The 13,743-nt window shown below is 44.8% G+C and carries 15 protein-coding genes and 1 riboswitch; of the genes, 4 read left to right on the forward strand and 11 right to left on the reverse strand.

What is annotated here, in order from left to right; translation table 11 throughout:
- Window positions 1–390 (reverse strand): hypothetical protein (locus C558_RS34450; protein WP_018755728.1); only part of this gene is annotated, 390 nt, incomplete at its 3' end.
- A gap of 19 nt (window positions 391–409) precedes the next feature.
- Between C558_RS34450 and C558_RS33670 the strand changes: the two genes are divergently transcribed.
- On the forward strand, window positions 410–583 hold the full coding sequence (locus C558_RS33670) for a hypothetical protein (protein ID WP_156826038.1): 174 nt from the start codon (window positions 410–412) through the stop codon (window positions 581–583).
- A 585-nt stretch (window positions 584–1,168) separates the two neighbouring features.
- On the opposite strand, the gene pyrH is transcribed toward C558_RS33670, so the two are convergent.
- The gene (gene pyrH, locus C558_RS0107960) at window positions 1,169–1,906 is read right to left on the reverse strand and encodes a UMP kinase (protein ID WP_018755729.1); all 738 of its coding nucleotides are present in this window, start codon (window positions 1,904–1,906) and stop codon (window positions 1,169–1,171) included.
- Window positions 1,907–2,178: 272 nt separating this feature from the next.
- Here pyrH and C558_RS33675 point away from each other — a divergent pair, with 272 nt between their 5' ends.
- Complete coding sequence (locus C558_RS33675; protein WP_018755730.1) at window positions 2,179–2,550, forward strand: hypothetical protein; 372 nt, start codon at window positions 2,179–2,181, stop codon at window positions 2,548–2,550.
- Window positions 2,535–2,663: riboswitch (SAM riboswitch) on the forward strand. Its footprint overlaps the gene before it by 16 nt.
- Before the next feature lie 100 nt (window positions 2,664–2,763).
- A complete protein-coding gene (locus C558_RS32490; RefSeq protein ID WP_018755731.1) occupies window positions 2,764–3,312 on the forward strand; it encodes a hypothetical protein in 549 nt (182 codons plus the stop codon).
- Window positions 3,313–3,538: 226 nt separating this feature from the next.
- On the opposite strand, the gene C558_RS0107975 is transcribed toward C558_RS32490, so the two are convergent.
- Both C558_RS0107975 and C558_RS0107980 read right to left on the reverse strand, forming a co-directional pair.
- Window positions 3,539–3,841: a hypothetical protein gene (locus C558_RS0107975; protein WP_018755732.1), complete on the reverse strand. Its 303-nt coding sequence runs from the start codon at window positions 3,839–3,841 to the stop codon at window positions 3,539–3,541.
- 2 nt (window positions 3,842–3,843) lie between these two features.
- Window positions 3,844–4,047: a helix-turn-helix transcriptional regulator gene (locus tag C558_RS0107980; protein ID WP_018755733.1), complete on the reverse strand. Its 204-nt coding sequence runs from the start codon at window positions 4,045–4,047 to the stop codon at window positions 3,844–3,846.
- Between the two features lie 642 nt (window positions 4,048–4,689).
- Between C558_RS0107980 and C558_RS0107985 the strand changes: the two genes are divergently transcribed.
- Window positions 4,690–5,508, forward strand: coding sequence for a DUF4097 family beta strand repeat-containing protein (locus tag C558_RS0107985; protein WP_018755734.1), 819 nt, complete (start codon window positions 4,690–4,692; stop codon window positions 5,506–5,508).
- Between the two features lie 107 nt (window positions 5,509–5,615).
- Here the strand turns inward: C558_RS0107985 and C558_RS32495 are convergent, their stop codons facing one another.
- The 7 genes from C558_RS32495 to C558_RS0108020 all read right to left on the reverse strand — a co-directional run bounded on the left by C558_RS32495 (window position 5,616) and on the right by C558_RS0108020 (window position 13,667).
- A complete protein-coding gene (locus tag C558_RS32495; protein WP_156826039.1) occupies window positions 5,616–6,452 on the reverse strand; it encodes a hypothetical protein in 837 nt (278 codons plus the stop codon).
- Between the two features lie 489 nt (window positions 6,453–6,941).
- A complete protein-coding gene (locus C558_RS0107995; RefSeq protein ID WP_018755736.1) occupies window positions 6,942–7,268 on the reverse strand; it encodes an L-rhamnose mutarotase in 327 nt (108 codons plus the stop codon).
- A 104-nt stretch (window positions 7,269–7,372) separates the two neighbouring features.
- The gene (locus C558_RS0108000; protein WP_018755737.1) at window positions 7,373–8,470 is read right to left on the reverse strand and encodes a mandelate racemase/muconate lactonizing enzyme family protein; all 1,098 of its coding nucleotides are present in this window, start codon (window positions 8,468–8,470) and stop codon (window positions 7,373–7,375) included.
- Window positions 8,471–8,507: 37 nt separating this feature from the next.
- Entirely contained in the window at window positions 8,508–9,269 is a 762-nt protein-coding gene (locus C558_RS0108005) for an SDR family NAD(P)-dependent oxidoreductase (RefSeq protein ID WP_018755738.1), read from the reverse strand.
- Window positions 9,270–9,347: 78 nt separating this feature from the next.
- The gene (locus tag C558_RS0108010; protein ID WP_245583761.1) at window positions 9,348–9,986 is read right to left on the reverse strand and encodes a GntR family transcriptional regulator; all 639 of its coding nucleotides are present in this window, start codon (window positions 9,984–9,986) and stop codon (window positions 9,348–9,350) included.
- Between the two features lie 239 nt (window positions 9,987–10,225).
- Complete coding sequence (locus C558_RS0108015; protein ID WP_018755740.1) at window positions 10,226–11,434, reverse strand: SGNH/GDSL hydrolase family protein; 1,209 nt, start codon at window positions 11,432–11,434, stop codon at window positions 10,226–10,228.
- 7 nt (window positions 11,435–11,441) lie between these two features.
- Window positions 11,442–13,667: an FAD-dependent oxidoreductase gene (locus C558_RS0108020; protein ID WP_018755741.1), complete on the reverse strand. Its 2,226-nt coding sequence runs from the start codon at window positions 13,665–13,667 to the stop codon at window positions 11,442–11,444.
- Between the last annotated feature and the right edge of the window lie 76 nt (window positions 13,668–13,743).

A 13,743-nucleotide genomic window follows, 5' to 3' on the forward strand; every position in this document is an offset into this window, starting at 1 on the left:
GATGAACTGCGCAATGACGATGAGCCATATCGGGTGCGCCAGATCGAACGGATTCGTAAAGTCGATCATATGGCCGGACAATCCGTACCAGGCCAGCGCGACCACGAAAATCGCCACCACGATCAGCACTGCTTCCCCCAATTGAGCAATGCCCGCCTTCGATGATTGGAGTCCCGCCTGGCGAACAAGCCCTCGAGAGCCAGGGAGTAACCACAGAACGACAAGTACCGCCAGCATCGGCCCGAACTGCGTCAGCTGGATGATCACCACAGGGATGCCGGTAGCCGGCTGCACGATTCCAAGCAGTAGCGCGAAGACGGAAGCTAGAACATAATAAGCGAGCACGATCCCGCTCAGTCGATTGAATCTCGGACTATCGATTAACGTCATATCAAGCCACCTCGATCAGATGATTTTTCCATACCATCATCTTAAGCGAAGGATCATCTCGCTAAAACAGGCTAAAGTCTCGTTATCGCCTGGACTGGAGACGGATGACGTAACCACGACTTCAACTAATCTGCCCGTTAGCGCAACGCGGCTGCCGATCCATGCCGGCAGCCGCGTTTTAGTTATTGATTAAGCTATAGTGTCCCGTTAGCTTAATCGATATTACGCGCAGGGTCCGACGGCCTTAGCCTCGCAGGGCTATCTGCTTGATCGACTTCTCCACCACGTGCAGATTTAGGGCTCGTCCCCTGCAGCGTAGATACGGTGTTCGATGAAGTCGTCTGACTTCATCGAACTACTCTAAATTAGGACCACTTGCATATAAATCTATATCTAAATAAGCATCTAATTCAGACACTCTTGCAATATTTTTTGGACTAAGATTAATTCCGGGAAACAACATGTATGAAAACGGAAATTTGGATCCCTATCGTTAAGAAACTTGGATCTTAGAACACTGAGAGCAACACGAGTGCATACCACTACGTGTTGCTTTCCTCATTCGCTTTGAACTATACTGCCCGTTACCTGAATGATTGTTACAAAGAAAGACCGGATTTACTGTGCTCCGGTCTTTTCCTTATTACTATTTTAAACTCACCATTAATATTCGACTCTCCGTTTTATCACTACTTGTGATACGGTTCTCCGCGCTGTCTGTAACGGCAAGTATTACGAAAAAGAAGGAGCGCTGTTATGCCCCCTCATAATCTTCAACTCATTCCAATTCCAAAATTGACTCACCGCTAATTATCGTTCCATTATCTTTCCCTTCACAAATTTCTTTCATTGAGCCCGGCTTGTCAAAATTAAACACATGCATTGGCAGATTGTAGTCTCTAGCTAAGATGAAAGCTGATTGATCCATTACCTTCAAGTTATATTTTAAAACATCGTTGTAGTGAACTGACCTAAACTTCCTTGCTTCTTTGTCGAACTTAGGGTCAGCATTGAGAACACCATCTACGCCTTGTTTTGCAACTAACAAAGCATCACAATTAACTTCGATTGCCCTTTGAACGGAAGGATAATCTGTTGTAACGTAGGGTTGCCCGTTTCCTCCCGCAAAAATTACTATGTAGCCCTTTTCCAGATGGTGAACTGCCCTTAGTCTGATGTATGGTTCTGCAACTGATGTAATAGGTATTGCTGTCATTACACGAACTTCTTTGTTTGATTTGGCTTTAAGAACTCCTCGAAGCATCAAGCTATTAATAACAGTCGCAAGCGTCCCGATGTTATCAGCTTCTGCTCTTTCTATTCCCCAGCTTTCCGCCATATTACCGCGAAAAATATTCCCTCCACCTATAACTAATGATACCTCAACACCTAGATTCACAACTGACATAATTTCATTGGCAATATGGTCCAACCTTTCAGGCTCAAAACCAAATTCCGTGTTTCCGGCGACTGCTCCACCACTTAGTTTAATAAGAACTCTTTTGTACCTTGTCAAATTAACACCTCCGCGCAAATAAAAAACACTAAAGCAACGAATGCTTTAGTGTCTTAATGGAACGAGAATATGAAATTGTAACAATCGACTTATTGTAAGCCTCCCGTTTCCACCTCATATTACCACTCCTTCCAGTAATTTGTCATCAATTCATTCTATACTGTGTGGGAGTAAAACGCAACACCGAAAGTGGCAGAATTTCAAACATATATTATTTCCATGAGCTCCTGTTCTAAGGGGCTCTATTTCTGTTTCTTAAGGAGGTATTTGTTTTGCGTATCATCTTTACGTATCAGGATTTAAAAGTGCTTCGCCACGCCAAAGCAATTCCGCAGGCGCTCCTCGAACTTGTCCAAGATTACTTCAACCAGCTAAGGGTTGAACTTGAAGACAAAGCTAAGAGCGAATTTATCCCAAGCCCCGCAAGGAATTACGCAAAAAACTTGCCCTTATTTATGATACGGTTCACCGTGAATGATCTTAAACTATCCTGCCCGTTAGCACAACGCGGCTGCCGATCATGCCGGCAGCGGTTCAAACTTGGTTCCTCTCTGGCCTCTTTTTCGTCGAAGTACCTTGACATCAGAATGCTATATAGTATTATAAAAATAATTGAATATGTTGAATTTTCTTATCAAGAGTAGGTGGAGGGACTAGCCCGATGAAACCCGGCAACCGACAAACCTTTGTTACCAAAGGAATGCACGGTGCTAATTCTTGCAGAAAAGCTGTACTAAGCGAATCTGGGAGATAAGAGCGAGGATATGACTTTGAATTCTTATGACCTTTCTCTGATTCCAGAGAAGGTCATTTTTGTTTTCATGAACTAACTAAACATGTGTAAAGGTGTGATAAGGATGCCGATCACGATTCCTAACAATATTACGATAGATGAAACTGTCGAGTATCACCACCAAGATATTCATCCCCTTCGTATTGCTTTGCTAAATTTGAAAAAATCAGCGATTGGTCTTTCTATTGAAAGTTCGCAGCAGTGTAAGATTACCCGAATAGAATGTTTTCGATTTGACAGTAAACTTACAGAAAAGCTGCAACTTGGACATGGAACAGATGATATCTACGGGCTAATTGCTATCTCCACAAATACAGGAGCAGTTGGCTTAAGGGAATTTGCGATCCCTTGTAACAGCCTGAGGTCCGATTTGACTATGTGGGCTGCTCTTTTCCAGCGAATTAAAGGTCTGACCTTGATGGAAAGCATGAATTATGCTCAACTAAAGCAAGAGGCATGGGGACCCGTGAGATTTGAATTAATTGAGTCCGCAATAATGGATATAATTAAAAAAAATGAATTAGCATTAATAAACAACAAGGATCAAAGATACTTCTACTTCTGGGATCAGGCATACATATTTGACCATACGCAAGCGTACATCTCTTTTTAAGAGATTAACAATCCTACCCGTAAGCGGAACGAAGAGCTGCAACACGCCTTCCCCAAAGCAGACCGACGGCCCGAAGATTCCGAGTGTCTGCTTTGGGGCTGGGTTACAAAGATGGTTTGTTCAATCAAGCTAACGTGTCCCGTTAGCTTAATGATCCTTACTTCTCTATTTTAAGACAAAACCACCTATATTTTAGCGATTGTCAATCTAACATGCTCGATGTTCCCTATAGCTTAATATTATAATACACGCTCGAGAACGCCCATCCTGCCATATGAACGAGCAATACAATCCCCAGGACAGGAGCTGCAGACAATTTCACACCGCATACCATCATGATGAATAGGATATAGATTGCTACCAGCGTAATTTTCCATGCGGTTGCTTGAGATTTACTTGAAATGATATGAAATCTTTCATCAAGTCCCCTTTGACGCGCTGCTTGCTTGCGACCCCACCATAACCCGAGCAATCCTCCAAATATCCCGAGCAGTATCATCAGTAAGACTCCAACCTGATCCAAACTCATGATTATTCACTCCCCTTGTCAAAAATAAATACATCTTCAATGTAAAGATCAAACACTTTAGCAATTTTATATGCCAATTCTAAGGATGGATTATATCGACCATTCTCAATGGATATGATCGTCTGTCTCGAAACACCAACTCGTTCGGACAACTGTTCCTGTGTTAGCCCTATAGCTGCTCTTAAATTTTTAATGCGATGTTCCATCCAACCCCACCTCTATGTAAAACTAGCTTTACGTAAAGGATACTTTACTTTCATTTTGATGTCAAGCACACTTTACATCACTCAAATACTCCTTATTTGCGTAAAACAAAAAAACCAGCTAATACTTGTCAAGCATTACAACTTGGTTAAGTAATAGAATACAGATATACTTTTCTGAACAGCACAAATAACCTTCATTGGCGTGAGGGTTATTGATAAATATGGTTTTTTAATGCTTTGTAGGGCTCGCTTTTACAAAGGATGGCGTACACGTGATGGAGAAGCTTGTTGGCGCAAGCTATCACGACCACTTTGTAAGGCTTGCCCTCTTTCCTTTTCTTGTCGTAGTATTCACTTATCCTGTGATTCGGTTTGCACCTAGATTTCCTCATCTTTCCTCTATTAGTACATTGAGCTAAACTGCCCGTTAGTTCAATGGCGCTTATAGTTATCCCGCTGGATTCATCATGTGCCCTAGTTTAAAGAAGGAGGCTTTTCCCTAGACATAAGTCCAGTTCTTATTCAAACCAAAGACCGTTACCAAATCTTTCTGACCACTGTACGATTAATATACAAACGGATCACGTGATATGAAATGATGACGATCTGTTTAGCAGATGCAGAAGAAAGGAAGATAAACGTTTGAACAACAATAAGAAGTTAGCTATGATTCTCCTGGCCGCTGCCAGTATCGGACTCGCCGGATGTACGAAAGAATCCTCTGTCACTAGTACACCAAGTATGTTCCAGCAAAACTCTTCTATACCGACAAACACAATTGTAGTAAATTCAGAAACATCGGACATTAGAAATGTCTCGAATGCAGTAAAAGGGGATATCTCCCAAATAGATGTAACTAACATTCAATCCCTAAAAATTCAGAGTAACGCTGCTATAGTTACAGTCATAGGCGACAAACAAATCAATCAAGCAGAATTGGAATTATTCAAGGGCAATTCACAAGGAATGGATCCCAACGTGACTACGTCGATCCAAGATGGAACATTACAGATTATACTTGAACAAAAACAAAAGAAGATCATAAATACGGGGCCATTGCCATCTTTAACGATTCGTCTTCCTTATAAAGAATTCAAATCCCTTGAGATAGATAATAAATTTGGCAACATATCCGTTGAGTCAGAATTGTCTGTCCAACACTTAAATGTGAGCAGCAGTGCCGGCGACATTACTGTAACGGATGTAATTGGTATGGAAAGCAGTAACATATCTACTAACGTTGGTAACGTCGAATTCGCTCTACCTGATCAACCAGTACCTCTATATGTAAATCTATCAACAAAAATAGGAACTATCGATAATCAGGTTGCTCTTGAAAAAGCAACAAATACCACAAAGGTTGTTTCCAAAGAACTCCATGGATATGTTGGTAAGGCTCAATCCGAGAGTGCAACGCTCAACATTTCCACACAGGTGGGCGAAATTCTGTTCAAAAATTAAGTGTCATCATCGTACCAGGCTTGCCATAATCATGATCGAGCCTGGTATATAAATTGACTTCATGACTTGTGTTCCCACGAAGATTTTAACCTTTCTCAGACCACGAGCTAATTTTTGTAGATCGTTCGAACTAACCTGCCCGTTAGCGCAACGCGGCTGCCGATCCATGCCGGCAGCCGCGTTTTAATTAAGCTATAGTGTCCCGTTAGTTGAGCAATGAAGCCTGCACAGTGAGCGGCTCCGATTATTACCAAACTACAAAATCTCCCAATTGGCCAGCATAATCGATTCGGCCTCGTCCCAGAGCCGCGGTAGTCGGGGATCCCCGTGTCCGTGGAGATCCCCGCCCCCGTCAACACCGCCACCAGCGGCCATTTCTCGCTCATACCGTCAGGAAGTTCAGCGACGCCCCCATCGCAAGGGTGCCCAGTAGCACCAGCACCGGGCGGTTGGCGGTGCGTCGCGCCGTCCCGTGGTGGAGCCCGAACCAGCAGCGCGATCAGGCCGACGTACAGCAGCATCGGCACCACCGTGTACACCAGCGGCATCACCCCCGGCACCGACTGCACCCGCTCGAACAGCGCCGACCGGGACTCCAGGTCCGCGGAGACGGCGTTCGCGTACAAGTCGATCCCGGCCTGCGCCAGACCCGATGCGACACCGGCGCAGCCTACCGCCAGCCACACCCGGCCCCACGCCGTGTCCCGGCCGCCCAGCCGCCACAGCTCCACCAGTCCGACGCCCATCAGCACCAGCCCGGCGAACAGCGCTAGGTGCCCCACCGTCCACCCGATCCCCATCTCGCGCGAGCCCGGCACCAGCCGCACCGCACCGTACACCGCCAGCAGCCCCGCCGACCATCCCAGCGCAAGCGCCCGATTAAAGTGGGTCTTGGCTTCTAACAATTTCTCTTCTAAATACGAGGTTTCCAGGTTATTGTTCATAATCGCCATTCCACCTCTCTTCGCACTAGCCCTATTATAATAGAACAACCGCTTACAGGGATGTTTTTACATTAATGGAGTTTTCCCCCTCCAACATGCTTCGGTTTTAACATCGATACAGATGTGTGGAAATAATTGCAAAACATAAAAGTCTCTCCATTTTTTGAGAGACCTTGGCAGTAACGTTTATAAACACCTCAATATTCATGAATAATTCATTAACCTATGCTGTCCGTTACTTCAATGAAAACAAGGAGCAGCTACTGCAGTAATCTGCTCCCTGGCTATTCAACTGGGTTTGCCAAACTGCTTTACCCGTAATAGAAGGTGCTACGTGGGACATTAGCGAACGCTAGCAATGCAATCATTGGGTTTGAGCGGAGGAAAAATACGACAGATCACACGCCATTCGCTGCATAGCAAAAAAGCGATCATTCGAGATACAGGTCTAATGACCGTCTCGAAGATCGCTTGTTTCATTGTGATATTTCAGTCAGTATGAAAGACTTCCTCCATAGATGCCCACCATTCTCCATTAAGCCGTGCCTTCAATGGCTCTTGGCATGGATCGCATAACTCCCACCATTTTTGGGTAACAGGATCTGCTGCCATCTTAGCCATATCCTTCTTGAAATCTTCACCGATGTATTCAAAATAACTAAATAAGTAGCTGTCTTTATAATAAATGGAATAATTTCGAATATTGCACGCATGGATCATTTTTAGTACGTCTGGCCACACATCAGCATGCAGCATTTTATATTCTTCGAGTTTCTCTGGTTTAACCTTGATTACATTACCATATCGCTTCACCATAGTACGCATCCTTTTTATTCAGCTTGAATGCCTTTAAACTCTGACGCCGTTCGCCTAATATCCAAGCTTATGTATAGGCGTAAGCTCCTTCTCTTAAACTTATCTTATCTCACGCGATACTCATTAAAAAACTTAGGCAAAATCGTTGTCGAAGCTCCAGGCATTTCAGGCAGCACATAATGCCCTTCTTTTACAGTCGCAGGCTCCTCGAAAATGTGACGTATCCAAGGGATATATTCCAACATGATTGCATTTTGCGTAGAGGCTACAAGATGCTGGTGGATTTGACCCATATCGCCAACGTGTGGACAAATCGGGATATCATACGAAGCAGCTAAACCAGCCACCTGCAGCCATTCCGTAATACCTGCTACACGAGTAACATCAACCTGGCAATATTCGACTGCTCCTTGGTGAATATAATCCCTGAACGCATATTTGTTGTACACATGTTCTCCTAGAGCAATGGGAACGTTCAACTCGTCAGCCAACTTTTTATGTCCCATAATATCATCCGGATTTAATGGCTCCTCCAGCCAGAACAAATCGAATTCCTCAAGCTTCTTGCCCCAAGTCATCGCTGTATTAATGTTCCACTGCTGATTGACGTCGATCATGAATATGACATCGTCTCCAATTGCTTTCCTTACAGCCTTACAACGATCGTAGTCTTCACGCGGATCTGGCTTGCCGACTTTGATTTTAACGCCAGTAAAGCCCTGCTCCACAATATCCGTTACGTCCTTTAGCAGACGCTCCTGCGTCCAGTTGAGCCAACCGCCGTTCGTATTGTAGGCTTTGATTGATTTCGACTTCGCTCCTCCGAGGTACTTCCACAGCGGCTTATTCGACGCTTTCGCCATAATGTCCCATAGCGCGATATCTACAGCTGCCAGTGCCATATGCGTGACGCCCGATCGGCCGATCCAATGCATTTTTCCAAATCGCATCTCGTCCCACAGCTCTTTGACCATAAATGGATCTTTGCCAATTAAAAGAGGAGCATAGTATTTATCAATCGTATCAACGATCATATCATCGCCATTTGCACATGTTCCTGTATATCCGTATCCAATAAAACCTTCATCCGTGAAAATGCGTACACCGGATAACCCCCAGTGTGTAGCAACATTAATAGCATCTGTGATCGGCGGTGTAATTGGTACATGCAATACAAAACTTTCCACTTTAGTGATTTTCATCTGATCATCTCCTAAGTTTGGTATATGCGAAACCTATTTAGTAACCAAGTGACGCCCCGCCGTCAACGGGAAGAGCTACACCTGTAACGAAACCGGATTGAGGGCTGGCTAAGAAGAGCGCGGCTTGAGCGACTTCTTCCGAAGTAGCTGGTCTACCCAGCGCATGCATATCATTCAACTTCTGAATGGTTGCTGTCGGATCATCCTGCTCTTGAATCCACTGTTGTAATAGTGACGTAGAGACTCCGGCAGGGCAGATGCAATTTATACGAATTCCATCCGTCGCATAGTCTAATGCCAGTGATTTCGTCATTGCGATAATTCCGCCTTTGGTCGCGGCATATACGGGATTCATCTTTTGTCCAACCAAACCGTTTAACGAAGCCATATTAACGATGGTTCCACGCGTTTTCCTTAGCTCGGCGAGTGAATGCTTGATCATAAGGAACACACTTTTCAAATTAATGTTGAGCAGACGGTCCCATTCATCCAATTCAATGTCCTCTAGAAATTTAGGCAAAATAACGGCAGCGTTATTCACAATGACATCCAGGTGACCAAACTTATTTAATGTTTCTTCGATGAGCGCGCGAACATCCTCTTCATTCGAAACATCAGCCTTCACCGCTGTCGCGTATTGCCCGATTGACGTTAACTCATCTGCCACACGGACGGCTTCCTTCTCATTCCAGTCCGCAATGACTACCTTTGCGCCCTGAGCAGCAAATAAACGTGCAATCGCTTCACCAATTCCCGATCCGCCACCTGTCACGATGGCTGTTTTACCAGACAGCACCATTTAGGCTTGCCTCCATTCGTTTTATAAAAAGTCGCATTATAATATATCATTAATCATGTATGATATTAATTAAAAAAATTAGATAAAGAAGCTTCTAGTACGTGCGTGAGAATTAATCAAATGCTTCTGCAAAGCTTGCTCCGCTTCCTCAACATTCCTTGTTGCCAAACAACTTATAACCAGCATATGCTCATGCCATTCCTCTTCAATCAGTTGTTGATCCATTCTTTTTTGAATAACCGTTAAATATCTCTGTATTCTCTCTATATACATTGTAATCAAGTTTTTTAAGGTATGATTCAAGCAGTAATCAAGGATTACACCATGCAAACTTTGGTTCATCTCGGCGATCAAATTGATTCTCTCGGTATTTTCCTCTGGCTTTTTGTTAGACCATCTCTCCATATCCATTTTCAGATCAACTAATAAAGAATTAGGTATATTGGAAGCTGCTTTCCTAATCGCCAAGCATTCTAATTCCATTCTAATTTCAAAAATTTCGTCCAGTTCTTGCAGAGTCATATCCGTTGCATACATGCCTTTAAACGGCACCATATTCACCAAGCCCTCAGCAGTCAATCTGGATAGCGCTTCGCGAATAGGAATATTGCTGACCTCAAGTTCACGAGCTAATTGATCGATATTTATTTTTTCCCCGGGAACAATCTGGTGATTGATAATTTGATCTTTTAATAGAGCATAAATTTCATCTGTCAAAACATACCGGCTTAAACTTTTTTTCAAAACTTCCACTCCACTCGGACTAAAATCGTACATGATTAATGATACCAAAAAATGGACATATATACAATATATTTTGCATTTACATATTGGAGCGAAAGTAGCTTCCTTTTTAAAAGATTTTAAGTAAAAAAAGAAACCTACACCCTAACGAACCGCTCAACTGCAGTCAGATATGATGTAGGTCTTCCAATTGGATAAAGCCTAATGATCAATTATAATGGCGGCTGCACCAATAACAACTTCCCAAGCTGGATCACCGTTTGATCATACCAATCTGGATGCCGCCGAACATGCTCCATACTTCGTTCATTGCCGCATGCCTCAAACACGGCCGCTTTGTCTGTCTTCTCGGTATCGACTTCGAAGCGAACCGTATGTTTCCCATTCGGGAGCTCCGGCAAGAATACATATTGATTTCGATTATGATCGTTGTGTGGTGTGAATCGATCAACAACAAAGGGTTCCCCGCCATCCACCGACACCTTCAATCTGCCAGAATCAGGCCCCCCGATATCGAATAGCCCGATATGGGTTCCCTCAAACTGTACTGTGATAGCCTCTCCTGGATCGATTGCTCGCCATAGGCCGGGGAACAACCAATTGTACTCGCGCACTAAAGGAAAATCATCGGGCGTCATGTAAGACCATCCTGCAGAAAAATGAGTAAGACGATCCAGTGACAGCATGGTCGCATACTCCCAAGGATTAGCCGAAACTAACGGATTCTGAGGCAAGTGATGTTCCAACCTTCCCAGATGATCTCGAAATTCGCTCATTTTCTCAAATGACCGGGTGATCGTATCCGTGTAAATCTGGTGTCCTTCGGGAATGGTCGGATGGATCGAATCATGCGTAAAAATAATGGCTCCAGGATTGGACTGGTCTGCCCTTGAGGTGAAAATGAGTTTTCCCTCGGACACCAAATGACTGACCGCTACGCCCAGATGAATCGAAGGAATACCGTAGTAATCGGCCACTTCCTCTTGCATGAGAGCCCCCTTCTGGTATTCTCCAGACTGAAATAGGGCCACATCCCGCTCCTTCAGCGTATAAACGAACAGGATATCGGTAAACCGGCTGCGCTTACGGATCTGTCGGACAATGCCTTCGATCCTCGCCTTCGATTCGGGAACTCCGCCATCGTTACCAACAAATTCAACAAACACGAGATCAGGCTGATGACGCAGCACATCCATCTCCAGACGGGCGCAGCCGAGGTCCGATCCTGTCCCAGAAATGCCTGCATTCACAGAACGGATATCCGCATTGGGATATTGCCCTCGAAGCCAATCTGCTGTCATGACCCTATATCCTTCCGAACGCGTATTACTGCCGCCAAAATAGACGATTGTTACGGTATCCCCATTTTCTAACTTAGGAATGACATTAGGCAGCCCTCTTCGAGGGAATAATTCCTTCATCCCGACTTCACCTGACCTCACTTATTGTTTTAGGAGCAAACCATTTTACAGCAAACACTTCATAATAAGGAGAACCATAAGTTGCGGAGAAATCAAACCGGATTCGGGTTACATCTTTCGCATCCACCTTATGTTTATTCAACGTGAGATAATTTCCACGGATGATGATTTCACGCTCGGTTCCGTCTTCTAAGGTTAAGGTCACATCATAATCTTGGATAAGTGGCTCGATCGGATCGTCGAAATGCTCCAAATCCAACTGTGAATTAAAAACAAGATGGATTTCATCTACATGTTTGGGGCTTGCAAAACAGAATTCCAACCATTCCTGTCCTTCCGTACGTTCAGAAATCCAGCCGTTCGGCAGACCATAAGGTCTGGAGAAGCCGTTGACGACATTCTCAGGATTGTACATATTCTGGGATGGCAACAGATCCTTGAAGCAAATGTTCTTATTGAGTTTCTTCAGTCTGGACGGCTCTTCCGGCCTATAATGGAAGCTGACCGCTCCTGTCAATTTCTCTTCATTGCCGTATACGGCAAGGCTCGCCGTACCTTCCAATACGATGTAGATTTTGTCGTCAGCAGGCTTCTTGCACCCCAAGTCTAGCGTAATCCAGTCGTCATGACCGGCTGCAATAACCAAGCGGTAATCTTTCAACGCACTGGTGGGAATGTAGTTTTCCTTCCGATCCCCGCCAAACAGCTTCACATGCAGCGTTTCCGGATGCTCGGACATATTTTTAATTTTGATCCGTACGCTTTCAGCCACGGATGTCTGAATCGGCAAGACCAAACATAACGCTTTCGCCAAGGAAATCTCTTCGGATGGATGAAGATTGTCATAGCTGCGCTGAGACGAGGCACGAATAGTCAATCCGTCAGCAAAGTAAGGATCTAATTCCTCTTGAAGCCCTACAATCGTCTGCCCGTCTCGAAGCAGCAGCGCCTGCAGCTCCCCCATATGAGCTTCGACGATGGCCGCGGGGTCTACCTCATATTTCAAGCATAACGAAGCAGCCGTTCCAACCGCCTGCCCCATACAACCGCAGGTTGCCATGACCCTGGTAGATCCGAAAGCCACATGGGTAGCACTGATATTGCGGCCAGCGAACATGAGATTAGGAATATTTCGTGAATATAGACTGCGGAGAGGGATATTGTACAAGCCAGGCACGAAATTCCATGCTGTAGCCGGCCCCTCATCGTAGATGCCCTTATTCGCATGTAAATCCATATACCATCCTCCGACGGATACTGCATCTGCGAAATACGGCTTTGCTGTAAGATCGTTCTGAGACAGCATGTGCTCCCCTATAAACCGCCTCGACTCCCGCTTTCCCGGAATCGGGCATACATAATCCAAGATGAGATTGTCTACATCATCAAATTCGCCGCTATTTTTGATATAATCCCAAATCCCGTACACCAATTTCCGCAGTTCCAATGCGATGTCTTCATTATTCTTAATAATATCCAGATGTCCGCCGTATTCCAGCCACCACAATCCGCCAAGCCCGTTGATTTTCCTTGGAAAAGACCGATGGTTTAAGCCTTTTCTGATACTATCGAAAAAGGCCAGCTTCGTAATATCATACGCAAAGCCAGGCCTTTTGTAAGGAACGGAATACTCTACATCGCGGGCTTGAAACAGGATCGTATCGCCCATGGTGTAATGGTCCGCGACTTCAGGGGCCAATTCTTCCTTGTATTCATGCTTCGCTTCTCTCCCCCATCGGAAGTGCGCACCCGCTTGATATCCGACAATGCCATCTCCTGAGCAATCGATGAAGGTTCGGCTTTCAAAACGAAATTTTCTTTCGGAAGCCAACTGAAGGCCATCCACCCATTGAATTCTACCGTTCTCCATGCCCGTTTCATGCACACATGTATTCAGGAATAGAGAAATGTTAGGCTCATCGTAAACCATGTCGAGCAAGACCGTATCCGAGAGCGAGAGCATAAGCTTCTTGTTATATAACGGATTATAGTGAAATACCTTCAGCTTGAGTTCCTCCACCAACCCGCCCTCACGAGCATAATAAGATGGACTGTTTCCGAGATATGCCGATCCGTTGATATGAACCCTGACCTCGCTGCTCGCATTTCCTCCAAGAACTGGTCGATCATTAATAAGTGATACCTGCAGCCCTTGGCGTGCGGCAGCAATGGCAGCGCATATCCCAGCAATACCTCCGCCTACGACGGTTACATCTGCTTTAATAAGCTCCATTTTGATAACCTCCATGATTAGATCCTTCTATCATGGTAGTCCTTTTGGTCCCCTTTTTTTTACAAGATTTCGCGAA

This window comes from Paenibacillus terrigena DSM 21567 (assembly GCF_000374845.1).
Classification (GTDB): domain Bacteria; phylum Bacillota; class Bacilli; order Paenibacillales; family Paenibacillaceae; genus Paenibacillus_K; species Paenibacillus_K terrigena.

What these genes read in the sequence shown, in the direction of transcription:
- C558_RS0107975 (WP_018755732.1), bottom strand. Translation starts at nt 3,841, where the DNA reads ATGAGTTTGGATCAGGTTGGAGTCTTACTGATGATACTGCTCGGGATA.
- C558_RS0108015 (WP_018755740.1), bottom strand. Translation starts at nt 11,434, where the DNA reads ATGAAGGAATTATTCCCTCGAAGAGGGCTGCCTAATGTCATTCCTAAG.
- C558_RS0108020 (WP_018755741.1), bottom strand. Translation starts at nt 13,667, where the DNA reads ATGGAGCTTATTAAAGCAGATGTAACCGTCGTAGGCGGAGGTATTGCT.
- C558_RS0108000 (WP_018755737.1), bottom strand. Translation starts at nt 8,470, where the DNA reads ATGAAAATCACTAAAGTGGAAAGTTTTGTATTGCATGTACCAATTACA.
- C558_RS0107980 (WP_018755733.1), bottom strand. Translation starts at nt 4,047, where the DNA reads ATGGAACATCGCATTAAAAATTTAAGAGCAGCTATAGGGCTAACACAG.
- C558_RS32490 (WP_018755731.1), top strand. Translation starts at nt 2,764, where the DNA reads ATGCCGATCACGATTCCTAACAATATTACGATAGATGAAACTGTCGAG.
- C558_RS32495 (WP_156826039.1), bottom strand. Translation starts at nt 6,452, where the DNA reads ATGAACAATAACCTGGAAACCTCGTATTTAGAAGAGAAATTGTTAGAA.
- C558_RS0108005 (WP_018755738.1), bottom strand. Translation starts at nt 9,269, where the DNA reads ATGGTGCTGTCTGGTAAAACAGCCATCGTGACAGGTGGCGGATCGGGA.
- C558_RS33670 (WP_156826038.1), top strand. Translation starts at nt 410, where the DNA reads ATGATTTTTCCATACCATCATCTTAAGCGAAGGATCATCTCGCTAAAA.
- C558_RS0107995 (WP_018755736.1), bottom strand. Translation starts at nt 7,268, where the DNA reads ATGGTGAAGCGATATGGTAATGTAATCAAGGTTAAACCAGAGAAACTC.